Genomic DNA, 13,227 nt, shown 5'->3' with positions numbered 1-13,227 from the left:
GTGTACGCATATTTGAAGGCTCTCTACCCGTACCCGCAGCCTGCTGCGTTTGGCTGGGTGGTCACAAGGGATCTGGTGAGCGAGCCGGAGGAGCCGGAGGAGAGCTGGGTGGGCGCGGCCGGACCGGGCGTGATCGAGGATTCAGTGATCGAGGCTCAGGTGGAGCGTGCCGGAGAAGGCAAGCCAGTGGCCGCCGGTTACGAGAAACACCACTGGGCACTCTACGACAACGACGGCAATCGCGGGCTAGAGGGTTACTCGGTGTGGGAGTCGGTGCGATTCGCCGAGGGCGGAGATTGTAAGGATTTGTTCGAGACAGCTCTGATATCGCCACTGAGCGATCTTGGCGAAGGCGTGTTCGGCGCGACCGAGATTCGCTACACAGGTCATCCCGAATGGAATATCGGGTAGGGTCTATTCCGGTTGGCCTGTATCGTTTTTCGGTGTGGGCCTTTTCGTTTACGAGGGCTAGACTTGGACCAGGTTCTTCTGGTCCGTATTTCTGTTGATGTGAAAGGGATTTGAGTTTGATGGCTAAGGTCAAGACATCGCGTGATGTTCTGCATGCGATTGCGCAGGAGAAGCGGTATACCCGAGATCAGGTTCGAGATTTGGTCGCAGACATGCCCTCCTGGGAGGAGAATGCCGAGGCGTGGGAGGAGCCGTTCGAGGTTCTCGCCGGTCTCAGCGTCCCCGATGACCTGAACACGGACGGCCTGGACGATGTTCATGTCGACGGCCAGTCGTTCGAGGGCATCACCGAGGCGTTTGAGCAGTTGATTGGCTTCAAGACTGCGGCCACGGCGATCAGGGATGCCCTCGGCGAGATCGAGGGCCTGTGCTCGTCGTTCCGCGATTGCGCCGAGACCTGGGTCAATGACGATGGCGACAACGACCCGGACGACATCGCGCAGGCTAAAGAGGAGATGCTGGGCGCGGCTGGGGCATTGGATGAGAAGCTGTCGGAGCTGGACGACTACAACATCGACCTGAGTACGGAGCGGTGATGACTCCGGAAGAGTTCGTGGAGAAGTACGGCGACATCACGCTGAAAGCGATGGAGACGAGACGCGAGACGCACGACAGGTTCTACGGCGGTTTGGAAGCGTTCATGCTGGGCTCTGCGCCGTCATCCGCGAAAGATGCTGTGAACGGCTTTCATCCGGAAGGCCTCATCTACGAGGCGTACACGGCATTGACCGCAATGCTTCGCGGCGACGAGGAGCCGGATCTGTAATTCACGTGTTGGACGCGCCCTGCGAGAGGTTCGCTCTTGCAGGGCTTTTCGTGTTTCTGGAGGAGGTTTGTATTGAGTTGGTATCTGGCTGGCATTCGTGCGCGGCGGGCGGCGCGTGCCCGGCATGAGGCGCTGCTGCAGTTGATGGATGCCCGTGTAGCGCTCAGGTTGATGGAGCAGAACGCGGAGGTGCACTACCGAGATGTTGTGGCGTGGACGAAGTGGAAGGAGATCTTCGGGTTGACGGATGAGGAGAGGGTGGCAGTGGTTTGCGCTGAGATTGAACGGGATACAGCGAAGCGGGTTCGGGCCTACGTGCATTGACCGATCGTTTCGTGTGACAACATATCGACGGCTCAATCAGAAGGCTGCCGGGTAGGCGAATCGGATAGACAACGAAGCCCTTCCGCTCCGAGTCGTGTTCGCAGCGTAAGGGCTTCGTTGCGCGAGGCTACGCTACGGCCACAGGTCTTCATCGGGAAGCGCCCAGATGGTTTGGCCTTCTTCGGTGAGCCGGGTCCAGCCGTTCTTGCGGATAAGTAGGTCAGCGTCCTGTTCTTCGCGATGCCGATAGGCCCAGCCGCCGGTGTCGCTGACGCCGGGCTCGGGTGGGAAGTGGGGATTGTATTCGATGACGAGGTTGTCGTCACGGAGCCTGAGGTACCAGGCGCTCAGCCGTTTCTTGACCTCGCCCGTCAGGCCCTCGTCGCCGTGGCCGAGGAGTCGCGCGTGGTCGAGCATCCGCTGGTTGGGTTCGGCAGCGGCGAACTGTGCCGCGACATCCCACGGGTAGTGGATGACCACCGCCTCTGCGGGTGTCGGCTCGTATCGCGTCTTCTCCTTGATCCAGGCTTCGAAGTCCAGCACCGACGCTTTCAGTGCTTCCCGGTGTTCGGGGGCAACGTTGGCGGCGGCTACTTCCGCAAACCGGCTGAGGTCCATCTTGTTCGCTCCCATTGTCGGGCAATCATTGTCGGGCAATCTTCGCAAATCTGGCATGCGCATCGATTGCCTGACAGTAGCGGATTGGGCTGGCGTTTACTTGATTGCGATGGTGACAGGTTGCTGGCTTCCGGGGAAACATCTCCGTCCGTGGTCGCCGAGCTCGCGATCGAAGTCGAGCCGTGCCACTGGGCCGCACGGGAGCCGTCAAGGCGAGTGCGCAGATTGCTATGCCTGTAAGCCGTAGGTGATTTCAGCGACCTCCGCTGCGATCACGTTGTCGGCGGCGGCCAGGGCGGCGAGGGCGATGAAGTCGTCGTAGGTGACGGCGAGGAGCTGTGCGGCGTCGAAGATCTTGTCGTTCTCGGTGGGGGTGAGTTCGAATTCCGCTCGGACGCGGGCGGGCCGCTCGGTGCTCTCGTAGCGCTGGTCTTTGACCTGTGTGAGTACGGTCTTGGCGTCCTCCAGGTCGTCGTTGAGGACGGCGATCCGGCGGTGGGTGTTGGCGAGGCGCTCGACTTCCATCTCGGCGAACGCGGCGGCCTTCTCGAGGTCCCGGATGCGGCCTTCGATCGTGGTTTCCTTGTTGGTGCCGTCGACGCGGCAGGAGCGGGCGGCGCACTGGACGATCTGCGCGCCGAAACCCGTCAACTCGCCGGAGATCTGGCCAAGCTGGATGCCGCCGGGGAACTGGTAGTAGGCGGGGCCGGTCGGGTCGGTGGTGGTCACTTGCTGTCCTTGTCGTGGTTGTGGGTGGCGAGGATCTGTCGGGAGTAGGCGAGAGCGGCGTAGGCGACGTGGGCTCCGACATCAGCGTGGAGGTTGTCGCTGAGGAGCCGGGCGGCGGCGAGGATCTCGCCGAAATCGCTGGTGGTGTAGTCGATTCGGATGCGCCGGTTCCTCGGCTGGCTGAGGGCGGTCGCGGCGTGAGTGTCACTCAGCATCCCTGTGTAGGCGGTCCGCGGGCACTGCTGTTCGGTGGCGAGCGTCTTCATCGCCTGCTTCATGTCGGTCGCGTGAATGCGGAAGGCCATCTCGCTCGAGGCGGCCACATCCTGCGCCTTGCCGATTTCGCCGACGAGGATCTGTGTCGCGGCGGTGAGGTCTTGGAGGCCGGCGAGCAGCGTGGAGGCCACTTCGCGGTCGAGGATCACGGCCGTTTTCCACCTGGACCATTTGTGAAACAGGTGCATCAGGCCACCTGTTTCGCTTGCGCGGACAGGCCCTTGGTGGTGCGGAAGATGGTGCGTTCGCTGACGTTGTATTCGACCGCCAGTGCCGCCACTCCCCCGTGTCCGAGCGTCTTGCAGTTCTTGAGGTACTTCGCGCGGACCTCGGCGACTTCATCGGACGAGAGCAGTGGGACCTGGACAGGCGGGCGGCGCAGTCCCATCGAAATACGCAGCTGTATACGGTCTTTCGCGTTCATCCCGCCCCAGATCCCGTCGTCTTCGTAGTTGGTGAGTGCGTGGTCGAGGCAGGTGTTGATGACCGGGCAGGTTCGGCAGATGGCGATGGCGCGTTCGGCGTCGCGGCGCTGGGACGCCCGGGGGAAGAAGGGGTCGATTTCTTCCTGGCGTAGGTACTCGGCGAGCGATTCGGGGGAGACGTAGACGACGCGGCCGATGACGGTGCTGCGCAGGTTTTCGCGCCGTCGCATCGTATGAACGGCTTTGCGGCCGACGCCCAGGATCGTGCAGACCTCGTCGACGCGCAGTCCCCGGCCTTCGGACTCGGCGATGGCGGTGTAGTGCTTGAGGAGCCGGAAGGGCTTGAGGTGTTCGCCTTCACGGCAGGCGGCTTGGCTCACCCAGGTGTATTGGGCGGTTCCCATGTGTCAGCTTCCGATCGTTCGGCCGAGTCGGTGGTAGAGGTCGACGCGCGGCGGGAGGATGTTGAGGAGGTGGGCGGCGGTGTAGATCACCGCGAATCCGGTGGCGATGCGGTGCTTTTCGAGCAGCCGATCGAAGGCGTGGCTGATCAGTTCGTTTTCGGGTGCGGCGACCTCGTAGGCGGTGACCGCGGCGGCCAGGACGATGAGCGCTCGCTCGCCGGTCAGGTGTCGGCGCATGGGCTTTCAGGGCCTTTCGCGGATTCAGCTGGAGCGGACGCTCACTGCTCGGTCTCGATGTCCTGGCCGTTGGCCAGGACGAGTGGGCGGATATCGCCATGCGCCGTGCGGGTTTTCACCACGATGTAGCTGTCTTTGTAATCGAGGTCGAGGATGACGGCGCGTTTGCGTTTGCTGCCGGTTCCGGTGACGAGGGTGCGGCCTACGTGGTCGTAGGTGAGGTGGGCGGCTTTCATTGCAGATGCTCGTCGACGAGGTCGAGTAGGCCGTCGACTGTGATGACCGAGATACCGTGATCGTCGGCCCCTTCGACAGCGTGCTGGATGACCTGCGTGAGAAGTTCGGCGAGGACTTCGTGCGGCTGGTCTTCGAAGTACGCGATGCGGGAGAGCAGGTATTTGACGCTGAGCATGTCGGCTACCATTCGGCTTGGCGGGAGCGGATTTCGCTGAGGGCGACGCGGTATTCGCGGTTGATCGTTCGGCCTCGGTTGCGCAGGCGGATCCAGACGGTGCCGTCGCGGCTGATGTCGGGTGAGCCGCTCCAGGTCCGCTGGAGGTCTTTCGGGTGGTCGGCGAGGTCTTCGCCGAGACGTTCACGGAGGATCACGGCGAGTGTCGCGATGTCGTCCACGTTGTCTCGGTGGTGCGATCCGATCCGGACGAGTGTTCGAGCGGGGCCGATCGAGACGGCGGTCCAGTAGTTCACGGGCAGCCGGATTTCGAATTTGGGCGCGGAAAGTACAGCTGTCATGGGTGCTCGAATCCTGTCGCTGAGATCAGATTTGAGTGATGGCCACCATTCCCGCGATGGAAAGGATTGCGGCGGCGGCTATTTGAGCCCGGTAGCGCATGGCTGCATACCGCCGATTCGTGGTGTAGTCACGAACGGCGTCGGCAAGGGAGAGCCATGCGAGGGCCGTGAGGATCGCCCAGCGTGTCATCGCCAGGTGGTACCCGCGATGGCGTGAAGGGTGGGGATTCTGTGTTTGAGCATGTCGCGTGTGACGCGGGAGGTGTTGCGCCACAGAATCAGGAAGTCTTCGCGGTCGAGTTCGACGACTTCTTTCTTGACCCGGAGGCGTTTACCCTCCCGATACCCGGAGCTGTATTCGCTGTGCGCTTTCAGACATTCAGCGCACGCCTTCTCGATTTTTCGGCGGTGACGTTGATAGCCTGCATCGGTGCGACGTTTGTCCCCACAAGCGTTCCCCGCTTCCTCGGGGGCAGTGGTTGTTGGCATGGTTTGAAATCTAATCGAGGTGTTCACCAAGTTCCAGACAGTGAACACATTGAGTGACCTATATCACTTCCGATCGGAAGATCTGACCAAAACACCCTGGTCACGCAGCAGCATCTCCCGGTAGAAGCCCTCGGGCGACTTCCCGCCGGTCAGATACTCGTCCGAGAACGACACGATCGCCTCGTCACAGTAGGCGGCGATGAAACTGCGAGTCACATGGAACCCGGTTGCGGCCGAATAGTCCGACAGCACAGCGGAATCGGAGAACGGCACCCGCGTGCCGGTTCGCGCCAGCCCATAGCATCGTCTCGTGCGCGGCCCCGCTCCAGACGCAGCAGCCGTAACGGTCGTTGGCCAGCATCTGCCAGTTGCGGAAGGTGTTCTCGTGGCCGAAGTTCGGCGGGGCGGGTGGCAGCGCCGTCGTGTCCAGGTAGTGCGCCAGCTTCAGCTTCACCGCGTCCATGCGGGCAGGCAGTTTCCCAAGCCTCATTCAGCTCTCCGTATTCAGTTGTCACTCAACGCATTACGCACCCAGTGGCACATCTGCGCCGAAGGTCGTCAGGTCCAGCAGGAACAGGGTGTCGATATTCGGGGAGCCGTACTGGATCGGTCCGTCCTGGCAGAACGCCGACTCGACTGCGGCCAGGAGAGTGTGTTCATCAGCGGCGGGCGGTGCGGATTTCCCAGATGTGCGCGCCGATGGCCGCGATGATCGCCACCGGCCACGCGACGAGGGATGCGAGGGCGAAGCCGAGGCCGATCAGCAGCCCACCGCGGTCGAGCCGCTTCTTCGCCCATTCGAGGATGAGCTGGATGGCAAAGGTGATCGCGAACGCGACGCCAACGGCCAGGTACCACATGGTCAGATCCTTCGGTAGATGATGGTTGTGATCGTTTGAATGGATTCCGTTGTGCACGTATCGATGTGGATGTGCACACCGGAGGGTCCGCCGGGCTCGGCGAGGCGTTTAGTCCACCTCGGGCACGACGCGATCCTTTGAAATGCTCAGTTTCCAGCAATCGCGGCATCTACCGCCGCGATTATGTGACAGTTCTCTACCGCAGTCCGGGCAGGCCGATTTCGCTGGCGCAGTAGCACGTTTCCGCTCACGTCGATAGTCGGAGTTGCATTGAATCGAGCACAGTTTTCGCGCACGCGTCTTCCGCCGGAACAGGTTTCCGCAGTGCGCGCATGGGACGGGTTCGGACAAACTCGGATATCCCAACGCTCGGTGTCTGCACGCCGGTGAACAGGTATCGGGCTGGCTCCCGCGCTGGCCTTCCATGAAAATCTTCGCGCCGCACACCTTGCAGAGGGTGAACGCATCAGTCCCGCGCACCAGCGTGCTTGCCACCTGGCCGACAGCGACGACCGTCCTCGGGTTACCCGCGTCCAACTCCAGCACGCCTGCAGCCGCCGTACACTGACTATCGTCTTTCCAGATCACGCCATTCGATGCATCGCAAACGTGCTTCAAGAGATTGTCGGTGTCGATCCTCTGACGGTTCTGCCGGAAGAACAGGCAGGCTATGCCGACATTGCCCGTGTAGGGCTCACGAACGGCGTTGTGTAGAAACATTCCCGATCGCGTCTCAGCGTCAGCATCGTCGCGACTCTTATAGGCTCGACCTTTCCCGAACAGGGGCCGGGACTTGGACCAGGGCGGGCCGGGGATGGTGACGATCCGGAAGTCTCCAGACTCGACGTTCCCGCCGAGTGCGCGGAGGAGTCCTGATACACGCGCCACATCTTCGGCTCGGTTCTCGACATTCAATTGCCAACTCCCGTCGGCTTTTTGGTCACCATGGCCGGATCTCGCCGTGCGCGATACGCCGCAGCCGCGACAGTGCCCGCCTGTAATAGTCGGTGCCCGGCATTTCCGGCACCGGCACCCCGGCCCACACCATGCCCCGGGGATCGAACGTCAATGCGTAGGTGGCGCATTCGCGCGCGACTTTGCAGCCTGTGCAGGCGAGCACCACGTCCGTTTGTTGCGCGCCGCCTCGGTTGTCCGATTCCCATTGCGCCCATTCCTCGGGCGTCGATGCGGTCCGGCATTTGGCCAGCCGCATCCAATCACGTTCCCTGTCACCCAACACCAGCACCAAGTCCTTGTATTCAGTTGTGCCCCAAAACTATTCGGGGAATTGCTTGTCGATCAGTCGCGCGAGTTCCTCGGTGTAGGTCCGGCCGGATGGCCAGATCTGCCGAGACCCGTAGCAGGTGTGCTCGCCGCGCACCGCGTAGTCGAGCGCCTCATCGAGGCCAGCCACGAAGTCCGTTGCTCCCACCCGAAGCCACCGCTGCATCGTGGCGGCGTTGGTCATGTCCACCAGCTGCTGTCCCCACCACGCCGGGTCCGCAATGCTGAATGCCGCTGTCAGGTCGGCGAACCCGCGCAGCGGGCTGGAACCGGGAAGAGAACAGATCGGGTCGCGCGGGTTGGCGATCTCCCAGACCGGGAAGTCATCCGGCCACGGGCCATGCTCACCCGCGATGCCGTAACCGACGTTGCTGCCGTCGACCGACACCCAGCCCTGCCCCCGCATGGGATTCGCGATCAACCCGACGAAAGCGACCTCCACATCCGGGTAGTCGCCCCGCGTCATGCCTTCCAAGAACCGGGAAACCACCGTCGCGCCCTGCGAATACCCGAGCAGCCCAACACTGTTCGTGGTGCTGCGGACCTCGGCCAGCAACGCTTCCACGCCCTGGTCGACGGACCGCACATAGTCCAGACCGAGCACACCGTCGCCACCGAACGGGCCGTAGGACGCCGGATAGGCCACGTTCCATGGAGCGAACCGGTCGTCGTCGAGATGTTTGGTCACCTCGGCGAGCATTCCCACGGGCCGGTCGCTGCCCGCCGCAGCGTGCTCCCCGGTGCCGGGGACGCACAGTATGTCGATCATGCCGCCAAGTCCTCGGTAGTCCCGTTCGCCAGCGCGGCGAGGATCTTGATCTTCGCCGCGGCTGCAATCAATCCGGGTTCGATCAATTGGTCGAGTTCGTCGACGTTGTCGATCACTTCGACGGTGAAGCCGCCACCCACGTTCCCGCTCCGACGCCAGACGAGGTTGGGTAGCGCGTCGGGGACCAGATCGAGTTCTGGCAGTACTACCGTCATGCCGAGCCGGACATCGGTCAGCCCGTGGCGTGAACGCCAATACTGCTCATCGCCGCGGGCAAGAGCGTCGCGGTCTTCAGGACTCATCGAAGTGAAGCGAAGATCGCCGATGGCGGTGTCCATGCCGATCGCGACCGTTTGGTACCGGAGATCCGTCATTATTCAGTTGTCCTTGTTGTTGTCAGAAGGGGGCTTGCATACCGGTATTCGCGCCAGGGTTGTTGCTCCACACATCGCTGCCGCCCGCCGCGTTGCGGATGCCGCCGCCACCGCTGGTAGTCTTGGCAACCTGCGCGGTCGCATACCGCAGGGATGGGGCAATATCGGTGATGTCCATTTCGATCACGGTTCGCTTTTCGCCGTCCTTTTCGAAGGACCGCTGCTTGAGCGAGCCGACCGCGATAACGCCCATACCCTTCTTCAGGGTTTCAGCGGAGTTCTCGGCTAGATTGCGCCAGGCGGTGCCGCGTATAAACAGCGCTTCGCCGTCTTTCCATTCGTTGGTGTTCTTGTCGAGAATGCGCGGGGTGGACGCGATGGTGAGGTTGAGGTAGCCCGCTCCGCTGCTGGTGAAGCCCAGTTCAGGCTCGTTCGCGATATTCCCGGCAATGGTGAAGGGGGATTCTCCGGCCATGCTCTCAGTTCCTCTATTCAGTTATCATCCACTGGATGTTCCGTCGGCACCTATCATAAGGCCGACTGTTGCGGAGAACCGGTCTATGGTTCCTCTGAATTACCGCCACAATGCGACGTGCCGGTAAAATTCTTGCTGCTATCCGATTCGCGCTACATGCCCACGCCAGGGCAGGGTGACGACCGCGCCGGAGGGGCCGGTGCGGTTCTTGCCGAGGCGGATTTCCACATCACCGGTCGGTTCGCCGTTGATCTTCGGATGGTGCAACAGGCACACCACATCGGCGTTCTGCTCGATGTCGCCGCTTTCCTTGAGATCGCTGATGACGGGCGGCCGGTTCTCCTGTTCAGTGCCTCGATTCAATTGGCACGCAAGCAAAACCACGATATCCAGGTCTTTGGCCATTATCGAGCACTGCCATGAGGCGTGACCGATCGCCTCCCGGCGCGACAGTCCGTTCCGCGACGGCTTGATGAGGCCGATGTGGTCGATCACCAACAGCCCCAGCCCAACTGATTCCCGCATCTGCTCGGCGTAGGAGCGGATCTGTTCAATAGTCAGGCTGGATTTGTCCAGCATCCACAGGTTCGTCGAGTTCGGCCGGTCCGACTCCATGTACTGCTGGACGCGGCGGGCATGGTTGTCGTCGAGTTCGCGGCGGGTGATCTGCCCGTAATGTGCTTGCGAGCCTGCCGCGACCAGCCGCGACGCCATCTCGAGGTCCGGCATTTCCAGGCTCACCACGAGCGTGGGGGCGTGCTTCTCGGCGACGTGCTGCGCAATGTTCAACGCGGACAAAGTTTTTCCCGCGCCGGGGCGGCCCGCGACGATGTAGGTTCGGCGCGGATGCAGCCCGCCAGCGAGGTGATCGTCCAGTGGCTCCCACGGCGTGGAGAACACCCTCCGCTCCGATGCCGGGGTGTGCAGCCACTGCCACCAATCCCCCAGCACCTCCCAGTAGCTGCGCACCCCTTCCAGCATCGGCATCCGCATCGGCCGGAACTCGCCGAACTCCAACCCCGCCGCGATGTGGTCAGCCGCATCCTTGCCCACGGCGGGTTCCACGACCGCGGCGTTGCAGATTCCCCGCAGAACCGCGAAAACGTCTTGGGCGTGGGCCAGGCCGGGCTCGTCCATGTCGCGGACGATCAGGACGGGATGGCCAGCGAGCGGGGCCCAGTCGAAGCGGCTCGGATCTGTGTTCGCGCCCTGTGGCGGCGACACGGCCGGGACTCCGATCGCCTGGAAGGCACGGACATCCTTCTCACCTTCCACGACCATGACCGGTGAATCGAGATCCGCCGGGATCGTCTCGATACCGAAAAGAGCTGTGCCGCTTTTATTTCCGTCCTGAGCGAACCGTTTCTTGCCGGTGCCCTCGTCGTAGAAGCGGGTGACGCGGCGTCCGTCGGTGTAGTTGTAGACAGTTCGGTCGGCGTCGAACAAGTCGGCCATCGACAGGCCGAGCTGCTCGAGCACGGAGTCCCGGTCGCCGTTGTGCACCCACAGCAACACGCCATCCGCGGTGCGCCGGAAGGTGGTGCCTCGGTCGCCCGGACTGTGGCCGGGGGTCTGCGCGCAGCCGTGGTCGCCTTTGTCGTCGACCACGACACCGGCTCCGCGCAGCGCCGACACCAGCCGCTCGTACGCGGAGGTGAATTCCATAGCCACGGTTCGGCTCTCTATTCAGTTGTATGTTGTTGTGTTACTTCATGCTTCGCAGCCCATGACCAGGCGCTTCATCTCGGGCCAGTTGTCCCGCACCCATGCCTTCAGCTCGTCAACGTGGTAGGCACGTTCGGCTGCCGTATCGCCATGGATGCCTTCCGGCAGCGGGAATGTGGGCGTCCATTCCATGCCGGTCACGCGTTGTATCTGCCCGCTGTATGGGTAGTTGGCCCATACTTTGATGAACGCCCGGAAGCGGGCCTCCGAGGCGTCCGGCGGCAGGCTGTTCACGGCGTCGAGGACGCGGGCGGGCATGATGCTGTAGACGTTGCTGGCGTCGCGGTAGTACCGCCGGACGGCCTCCACCGCCTCGTCCGGCTCCACGTCCGAACCGTCGAACAGCGCCGCCCACGCCGCGATCCTGTCCGCGGTGGGGGCGGGTATGCGGCGGTCGATCGCCGCTGCCGCCAAATATGCTGCGGTAGCGGCTTTCTCAGAATTAGTGGCAGCCACGGTTACCGAACATCTCGTCAAGGGCTGCTATCCACCGCTTATCCATACGATCCCGGATATCGTCTGGGACCTTGCGGTCGTCCCAAACGATCATCGTCTGATCATCAGATCTGTAGGTAGTGCGCGGTTTCCAGCCCAGATTCCGGGCGGCCCTGCGTGCGGCTCGTCGGCCCACCTTCGCCTGGTCGGGTCTGCAGCGAAACCCGAACTGCCCGCCGTATCCCTCGAATTCTGGGCGCAGCTTCTCCGGAGCCAGCTCCTCCATCACCGCAACAGCGTGGTCGAACATCTCGGTATCAGTTTCACGTGTCTTCGAGGACACTCAGGACTACCTTTCGGAATTGAGGATGTCCCAACGCACCAGGTCGTTGGGGTGGTCGCAGGTCAGGTCGATGAAGTGCTGGGTGCAGTAGTGCTGGATACCCCACCACCGCCACTGCACAGCGACGGTGGCCGGCTCGCGGCACGAGCCCGAACAGGTCGGCCTGCTCGCACACGCGCCACCGAGAGCGCGGGAAGGCCATCAGTCGATCCAGCCGGGTCGATCACCGCCGTGCTCGAGCGCCATGACTTCTCCCCGGAAGGTCCGCCACCTGGATTCGTGGCCGTACCACTGGAGAGCGGTGTCGGCGGTCGCGATCCATTCCTGCAACGCGGCCAGATTGTCGAACCATCGCGCCGACTCAAGTACCTGCAAGCAGTGTTCGAGCTTGGCCCTCGGGTCTGCGTTCATAGCCTGCCAGGCATCACAGCCGGAGCACGACCTGTACCCGAGAATAATGAAGGCGAGAGGGGAGTTGCCGTCGATGAAATCGTCGTCGTAGCAGCATTTTTGGACGATCGCGGCCACGTTGCCCTGGTAGTCCTCGTTCAAGTCCACCGCGAGGACGGTCTTCACGTCGACCCGGTTGAGCACAGCCAATTCGGGGGCGCGGCTCATGCGGCTTCACCGGCCTCGGCGATCTGGTCTTCGGTGATGTCGAGGACATCACCGTGGTCCAGATCGAAGGCGACCGCGGTCGGATTGGCGCCGACGTAATCGCCGTCGAGGCTGCGGCGAGGCTGCGGCTCCGGCGCGACATGGACATAAGGCTCGAGTTCCTTGATCGCGGTCTTGCGGAACATGATTCCGGTCGGCATCTGCCACGGAGAGCTGGGCTTGTCCGCGCCGAAACTCTTGGCCTTCGCGGTCGCGATCCGCTCCGGGGTCGCCTCCGCCACAGTCGACGGCGTACCATCCCAGTGCACACCGAATGCGTAGGCAGACACCGGCTTTCCGCGATCCCCCTCCGCCGGGACATGATTGGGAACAATATCGGTCAGCGGGTCGAACGAATACTCGTCACGTTCGAATACCGCACGCGCAACGACGCTGCGGTAGAAGCCGCTGTTGAGGATTCGCTTGATAACTCCCCGGTAGCTTTCCTCCCCGCTGATCGCATTGCCGCGCTTGATGAAGTAGAAATCCTTGCTGCCGGGCTCATGCCCCAGCCGGGCGCAGTCGACGAGAGCCCGCATGTAGCTCGCACCCTGATCGGCCTTGATGACTGCCATAAGATCGGGGTTTTTGCGGGCGGCATTCTCGGCGGCCATCAGCCACCGGTCGGGGTCCTGGCGCAGCACGGTCGGCAGGACGGTGCCCAACTCCCGCTTATAGCGGGCGACCACCGCTAGCGGGTTCTGCTGGGTGGCAACAGCTTTCGTGATCTCAGACATTCGGTTCCCTATTCAGTTGTGATTGTGGCGGTCCGCTAGTGAGCCGGCCGGGCGATCTCAGGCACGACGCGGTCAC

At 62.7% G+C, this 13,227-nt stretch carries 26 protein-coding genes; 4 read left to right on the top strand and 22 right to left on the bottom strand.

From position 1 onward, the window contains the following. The 4 genes from ACIA76_RS07595 (at position 1) to ACIA76_RS07580 (ending at position 1,561) form a co-directional block, all read left to right on the top strand. Complete coding sequence (locus tag ACIA76_RS07595) at positions 1–411, top strand: hypothetical protein (RefSeq protein ID WP_397149677.1); 411 nt, start codon at positions 1–3, stop codon at positions 409–411. A gap of 119 nt (positions 412–530) precedes the next feature. Further along, positions 531–1,007 (top strand): hypothetical protein, encoded by a 477-nt coding sequence (locus tag ACIA76_RS07590; RefSeq protein WP_397149675.1) that lies wholly within the window; start codon positions 531–533, stop codon positions 1,005–1,007. Continuing rightward, positions 1,007–1,237, top strand: coding sequence for a hypothetical protein (locus ACIA76_RS07585; RefSeq protein ID WP_397149673.1), 231 nt, complete (start codon positions 1,007–1,009; stop codon positions 1,235–1,237). Before ACIA76_RS07590 ends, ACIA76_RS07585 begins: the two co-directional genes overlap by 1 nt. Before the next feature lie 72 nt (positions 1,238–1,309). Beyond that, positions 1,310–1,561: a hypothetical protein gene (locus ACIA76_RS07580; RefSeq protein ID WP_397149671.1), complete on the top strand. Its 252-nt coding sequence runs from the start codon at positions 1,310–1,312 to the stop codon at positions 1,559–1,561. 132 nt (positions 1,562–1,693) lie between these two features. Here ACIA76_RS07580 and ACIA76_RS07575 read toward each other — a convergent pair whose 3' ends face one another. From ACIA76_RS07575 to ACIA76_RS07470, 22 genes are all read right to left on the bottom strand, one after another. Beyond that, complete coding sequence (locus ACIA76_RS07575) at positions 1,694–2,194, bottom strand: XRE family transcriptional regulator (protein WP_397149669.1); 501 nt, start codon at positions 2,192–2,194, stop codon at positions 1,694–1,696. A 213-nt stretch (positions 2,195–2,407) separates the two neighbouring features. Beyond that, positions 2,408–2,908: a hypothetical protein gene (locus ACIA76_RS07570; RefSeq protein WP_397149667.1), complete on the bottom strand. Its 501-nt coding sequence runs from the start codon at positions 2,906–2,908 to the stop codon at positions 2,408–2,410. Then, positions 2,905–3,333, bottom strand: a complete 429-nt coding sequence (locus tag ACIA76_RS07565) for a hypothetical protein (RefSeq protein WP_397149665.1) — start codon at positions 3,331–3,333, stop codon at positions 2,905–2,907. Before ACIA76_RS07565 ends, ACIA76_RS07570 begins: the two co-directional genes overlap by 4 nt. A gap of 38 nt (positions 3,334–3,371) precedes the next feature. Next, complete coding sequence (locus ACIA76_RS07560) at positions 3,372–4,013, bottom strand: WhiB family transcriptional regulator (RefSeq protein WP_397149663.1); 642 nt, start codon at positions 4,011–4,013, stop codon at positions 3,372–3,374. 3 nt (positions 4,014–4,016) lie between these two features. Further along, entirely contained in the window at positions 4,017–4,250 is a 234-nt protein-coding gene (locus ACIA76_RS07555) for a hypothetical protein (protein WP_397149661.1), read from the bottom strand. A gap of 41 nt (positions 4,251–4,291) precedes the next feature. After that, positions 4,292–4,486 (bottom strand): hypothetical protein, encoded by a 195-nt coding sequence (locus ACIA76_RS07550; RefSeq protein WP_397149659.1) that lies wholly within the window; start codon positions 4,484–4,486, stop codon positions 4,292–4,294. Further along, positions 4,483–4,662: a hypothetical protein gene (locus ACIA76_RS07545; RefSeq protein ID WP_397149657.1), complete on the bottom strand. Its 180-nt coding sequence runs from the start codon at positions 4,660–4,662 to the stop codon at positions 4,483–4,485. Before ACIA76_RS07545 ends, ACIA76_RS07550 begins: the two co-directional genes overlap by 4 nt. 5 nt (positions 4,663–4,667) lie before the next feature. Further along, positions 4,668–4,883 carry a hypothetical protein gene (locus ACIA76_RS07540; protein ID WP_397149655.1) on the bottom strand — a complete coding sequence of 72 codons (216 nt, stop codon included), beginning with the start codon at positions 4,881–4,883 and terminating at the stop codon, positions 4,668–4,670. Positions 4,884–5,028: 145 nt separating this feature from the next. Further along, a complete protein-coding gene (locus ACIA76_RS07535; RefSeq protein ID WP_397149653.1) occupies positions 5,029–5,193 on the bottom strand; it encodes a hypothetical protein in 165 nt (54 codons plus the stop codon). Continuing rightward, the gene (locus ACIA76_RS07530) at positions 5,190–5,492 is read right to left on the bottom strand and encodes a hypothetical protein (protein ID WP_397149651.1); all 303 of its coding nucleotides are present in this window, start codon (positions 5,490–5,492) and stop codon (positions 5,190–5,192) included. The genes ACIA76_RS07535 and ACIA76_RS07530 overlap by 4 nt, the downstream gene beginning before the upstream one ends. A gap of 184 nt (positions 5,493–5,676) precedes the next feature. Continuing rightward, positions 5,677–5,982 (bottom strand): hypothetical protein, encoded by a 306-nt coding sequence (locus ACIA76_RS07525; protein WP_397149649.1) that lies wholly within the window; start codon positions 5,980–5,982, stop codon positions 5,677–5,679. A 169-nt stretch (positions 5,983–6,151) separates the two neighbouring features. After that, positions 6,152–6,352, bottom strand: coding sequence for a hypothetical protein (locus tag ACIA76_RS07520; RefSeq protein WP_397149647.1), 201 nt, complete (start codon positions 6,350–6,352; stop codon positions 6,152–6,154). Positions 6,353–6,460: 108 nt separating this feature from the next. Further along, positions 6,461–7,240: a RusA family crossover junction endodeoxyribonuclease gene (locus ACIA76_RS07515; protein WP_397150677.1), complete on the bottom strand. Its 780-nt coding sequence runs from the start codon at positions 7,238–7,240 to the stop codon at positions 6,461–6,463. Between the two features lie 52 nt (positions 7,241–7,292). Next, a complete protein-coding gene (locus tag ACIA76_RS07510; RefSeq protein WP_397149645.1) occupies positions 7,293–7,565 on the bottom strand; it encodes a WhiB family transcriptional regulator in 273 nt (90 codons plus the stop codon). A gap of 63 nt (positions 7,566–7,628) precedes the next feature. Next, a complete protein-coding gene (locus tag ACIA76_RS07505; protein ID WP_397149643.1) occupies positions 7,629–8,405 on the bottom strand; it encodes a PE-PPE domain-containing protein in 777 nt (258 codons plus the stop codon). Further along, positions 8,402–8,779 carry a hypothetical protein gene (locus tag ACIA76_RS07500; RefSeq protein ID WP_397149641.1) on the bottom strand — a complete coding sequence of 126 codons (378 nt, stop codon included), beginning with the start codon at positions 8,777–8,779 and terminating at the stop codon, positions 8,402–8,404. The genes ACIA76_RS07505 and ACIA76_RS07500 overlap by 4 nt, the downstream gene beginning before the upstream one ends. 22 nt (positions 8,780–8,801) lie before the next feature. Next, positions 8,802–9,254, bottom strand: coding sequence for a single-stranded DNA-binding protein (gene ssb, locus ACIA76_RS07495; RefSeq protein WP_397149639.1), 453 nt, complete (start codon positions 9,252–9,254; stop codon positions 8,802–8,804). A gap of 138 nt (positions 9,255–9,392) precedes the next feature. Then, positions 9,393–10,889 carry a DnaB-like helicase C-terminal domain-containing protein gene (locus ACIA76_RS07490; RefSeq protein ID WP_397149637.1) on the bottom strand — a complete coding sequence of 499 codons (1,497 nt, stop codon included), beginning with the start codon at positions 10,887–10,889 and terminating at the stop codon, positions 9,393–9,395. A 75-nt stretch (positions 10,890–10,964) separates the two neighbouring features. Beyond that, complete coding sequence (locus tag ACIA76_RS07485) at positions 10,965–11,393, bottom strand: hypothetical protein (protein ID WP_397149635.1); 429 nt, start codon at positions 11,391–11,393, stop codon at positions 10,965–10,967. A 28-nt stretch (positions 11,394–11,421) separates the two neighbouring features. Beyond that, positions 11,422–11,757, bottom strand: coding sequence for a hypothetical protein (locus tag ACIA76_RS07480; RefSeq protein WP_397149633.1), 336 nt, complete (start codon positions 11,755–11,757; stop codon positions 11,422–11,424). Positions 11,758–11,958: 201 nt separating this feature from the next. Next, a complete protein-coding gene (locus tag ACIA76_RS07475) occupies positions 11,959–12,375 on the bottom strand; it encodes a hypothetical protein (RefSeq protein WP_397149631.1) in 417 nt (138 codons plus the stop codon). Next, a complete protein-coding gene (locus tag ACIA76_RS07470) occupies positions 12,372–13,151 on the bottom strand; it encodes a recombinase RecT (RefSeq protein ID WP_397149629.1) in 780 nt (259 codons plus the stop codon). Before ACIA76_RS07470 ends, ACIA76_RS07475 begins: the two co-directional genes overlap by 4 nt. Positions 13,152–13,227: the final 76 nt, after the last annotated feature.

The sequence above is a fragment of the Nocardia sp. NPDC051570 genome (genome assembly GCF_044454005.1).
Classification (GTDB): Bacteria; Actinomycetota; Actinomycetes; order Mycobacteriales; family Mycobacteriaceae; genus Nocardia.
This window is presented reverse-complemented; position numbering and strand designations above follow the sequence as displayed.

Excerpts from the sequence above, each read along its gene's own strand:
- ACIA76_RS07590 (WP_397149675.1), top strand. The coding sequence starts at position 531 with ATGGCTAAGGTCAAGACATCGCGTGATGTTCTGCATGCGATTGCGCAG.
- ACIA76_RS07520 (WP_397149647.1), bottom strand. The coding sequence starts at position 6,352 with ATGTGGTACCTGGCCGTTGGCGTCGCGTTCGCGATCACCTTTGCCATC.
- ssb (WP_397149639.1), bottom strand. The coding sequence starts at position 9,254 with ATGGCCGGAGAATCCCCCTTCACCATTGCCGGGAATATCGCGAACGAG.
- ACIA76_RS07575 (WP_397149669.1), bottom strand. The coding sequence starts at position 2,194 with ATGGGAGCGAACAAGATGGACCTCAGCCGGTTTGCGGAAGTAGCCGCC.
- ACIA76_RS07510 (WP_397149645.1), bottom strand. The coding sequence starts at position 7,565 with ATGCGGCTGGCCAAATGCCGGACCGCATCGACGCCCGAGGAATGGGCG.
- ACIA76_RS07585 (WP_397149673.1), top strand. The coding sequence starts at position 1,007 with ATGACTCCGGAAGAGTTCGTGGAGAAGTACGGCGACATCACGCTGAAA.
- ACIA76_RS07555 (WP_397149661.1), bottom strand. The coding sequence starts at position 4,250 with ATGCGCCGACACCTGACCGGCGAGCGAGCGCTCATCGTCCTGGCCGCC.
- ACIA76_RS07535 (WP_397149653.1), bottom strand. The coding sequence starts at position 5,193 with ATGACACGCTGGGCGATCCTCACGGCCCTCGCATGGCTCTCCCTTGCC.
- ACIA76_RS07560 (WP_397149663.1), bottom strand. The coding sequence starts at position 4,013 with ATGGGAACCGCCCAATACACCTGGGTGAGCCAAGCCGCCTGCCGTGAA.
- ACIA76_RS07475 (WP_397149631.1), bottom strand. The coding sequence starts at position 12,375 with ATGAGCCGCGCCCCCGAATTGGCTGTGCTCAACCGGGTCGACGTGAAG.
- ACIA76_RS07470 (WP_397149629.1), bottom strand. The coding sequence starts at position 13,151 with ATGTCTGAGATCACGAAAGCTGTTGCCACCCAGCAGAACCCGCTAGCG.
- ACIA76_RS07530 (WP_397149651.1), bottom strand. The coding sequence starts at position 5,492 with ATGCCAACAACCACTGCCCCCGAGGAAGCGGGGAACGCTTGTGGGGAC.
- ACIA76_RS07500 (WP_397149641.1), bottom strand. The coding sequence starts at position 8,779 with ATGACGGATCTCCGGTACCAAACGGTCGCGATCGGCATGGACACCGCC.
- ACIA76_RS07525 (WP_397149649.1), bottom strand. The coding sequence starts at position 5,982 with ATGAGGCTTGGGAAACTGCCTGCCCGCATGGACGCGGTGAAGCTGAAG.
- ACIA76_RS07505 (WP_397149643.1), bottom strand. The coding sequence starts at position 8,405 with ATGATCGACATACTGTGCGTCCCCGGCACCGGGGAGCACGCTGCGGCG.
- ACIA76_RS07545 (WP_397149657.1), bottom strand. The coding sequence starts at position 4,662 with ATGCTCAGCGTCAAATACCTGCTCTCCCGCATCGCGTACTTCGAAGAC.
- ACIA76_RS07550 (WP_397149659.1), bottom strand. The coding sequence starts at position 4,486 with ATGAAAGCCGCCCACCTCACCTACGACCACGTAGGCCGCACCCTCGTC.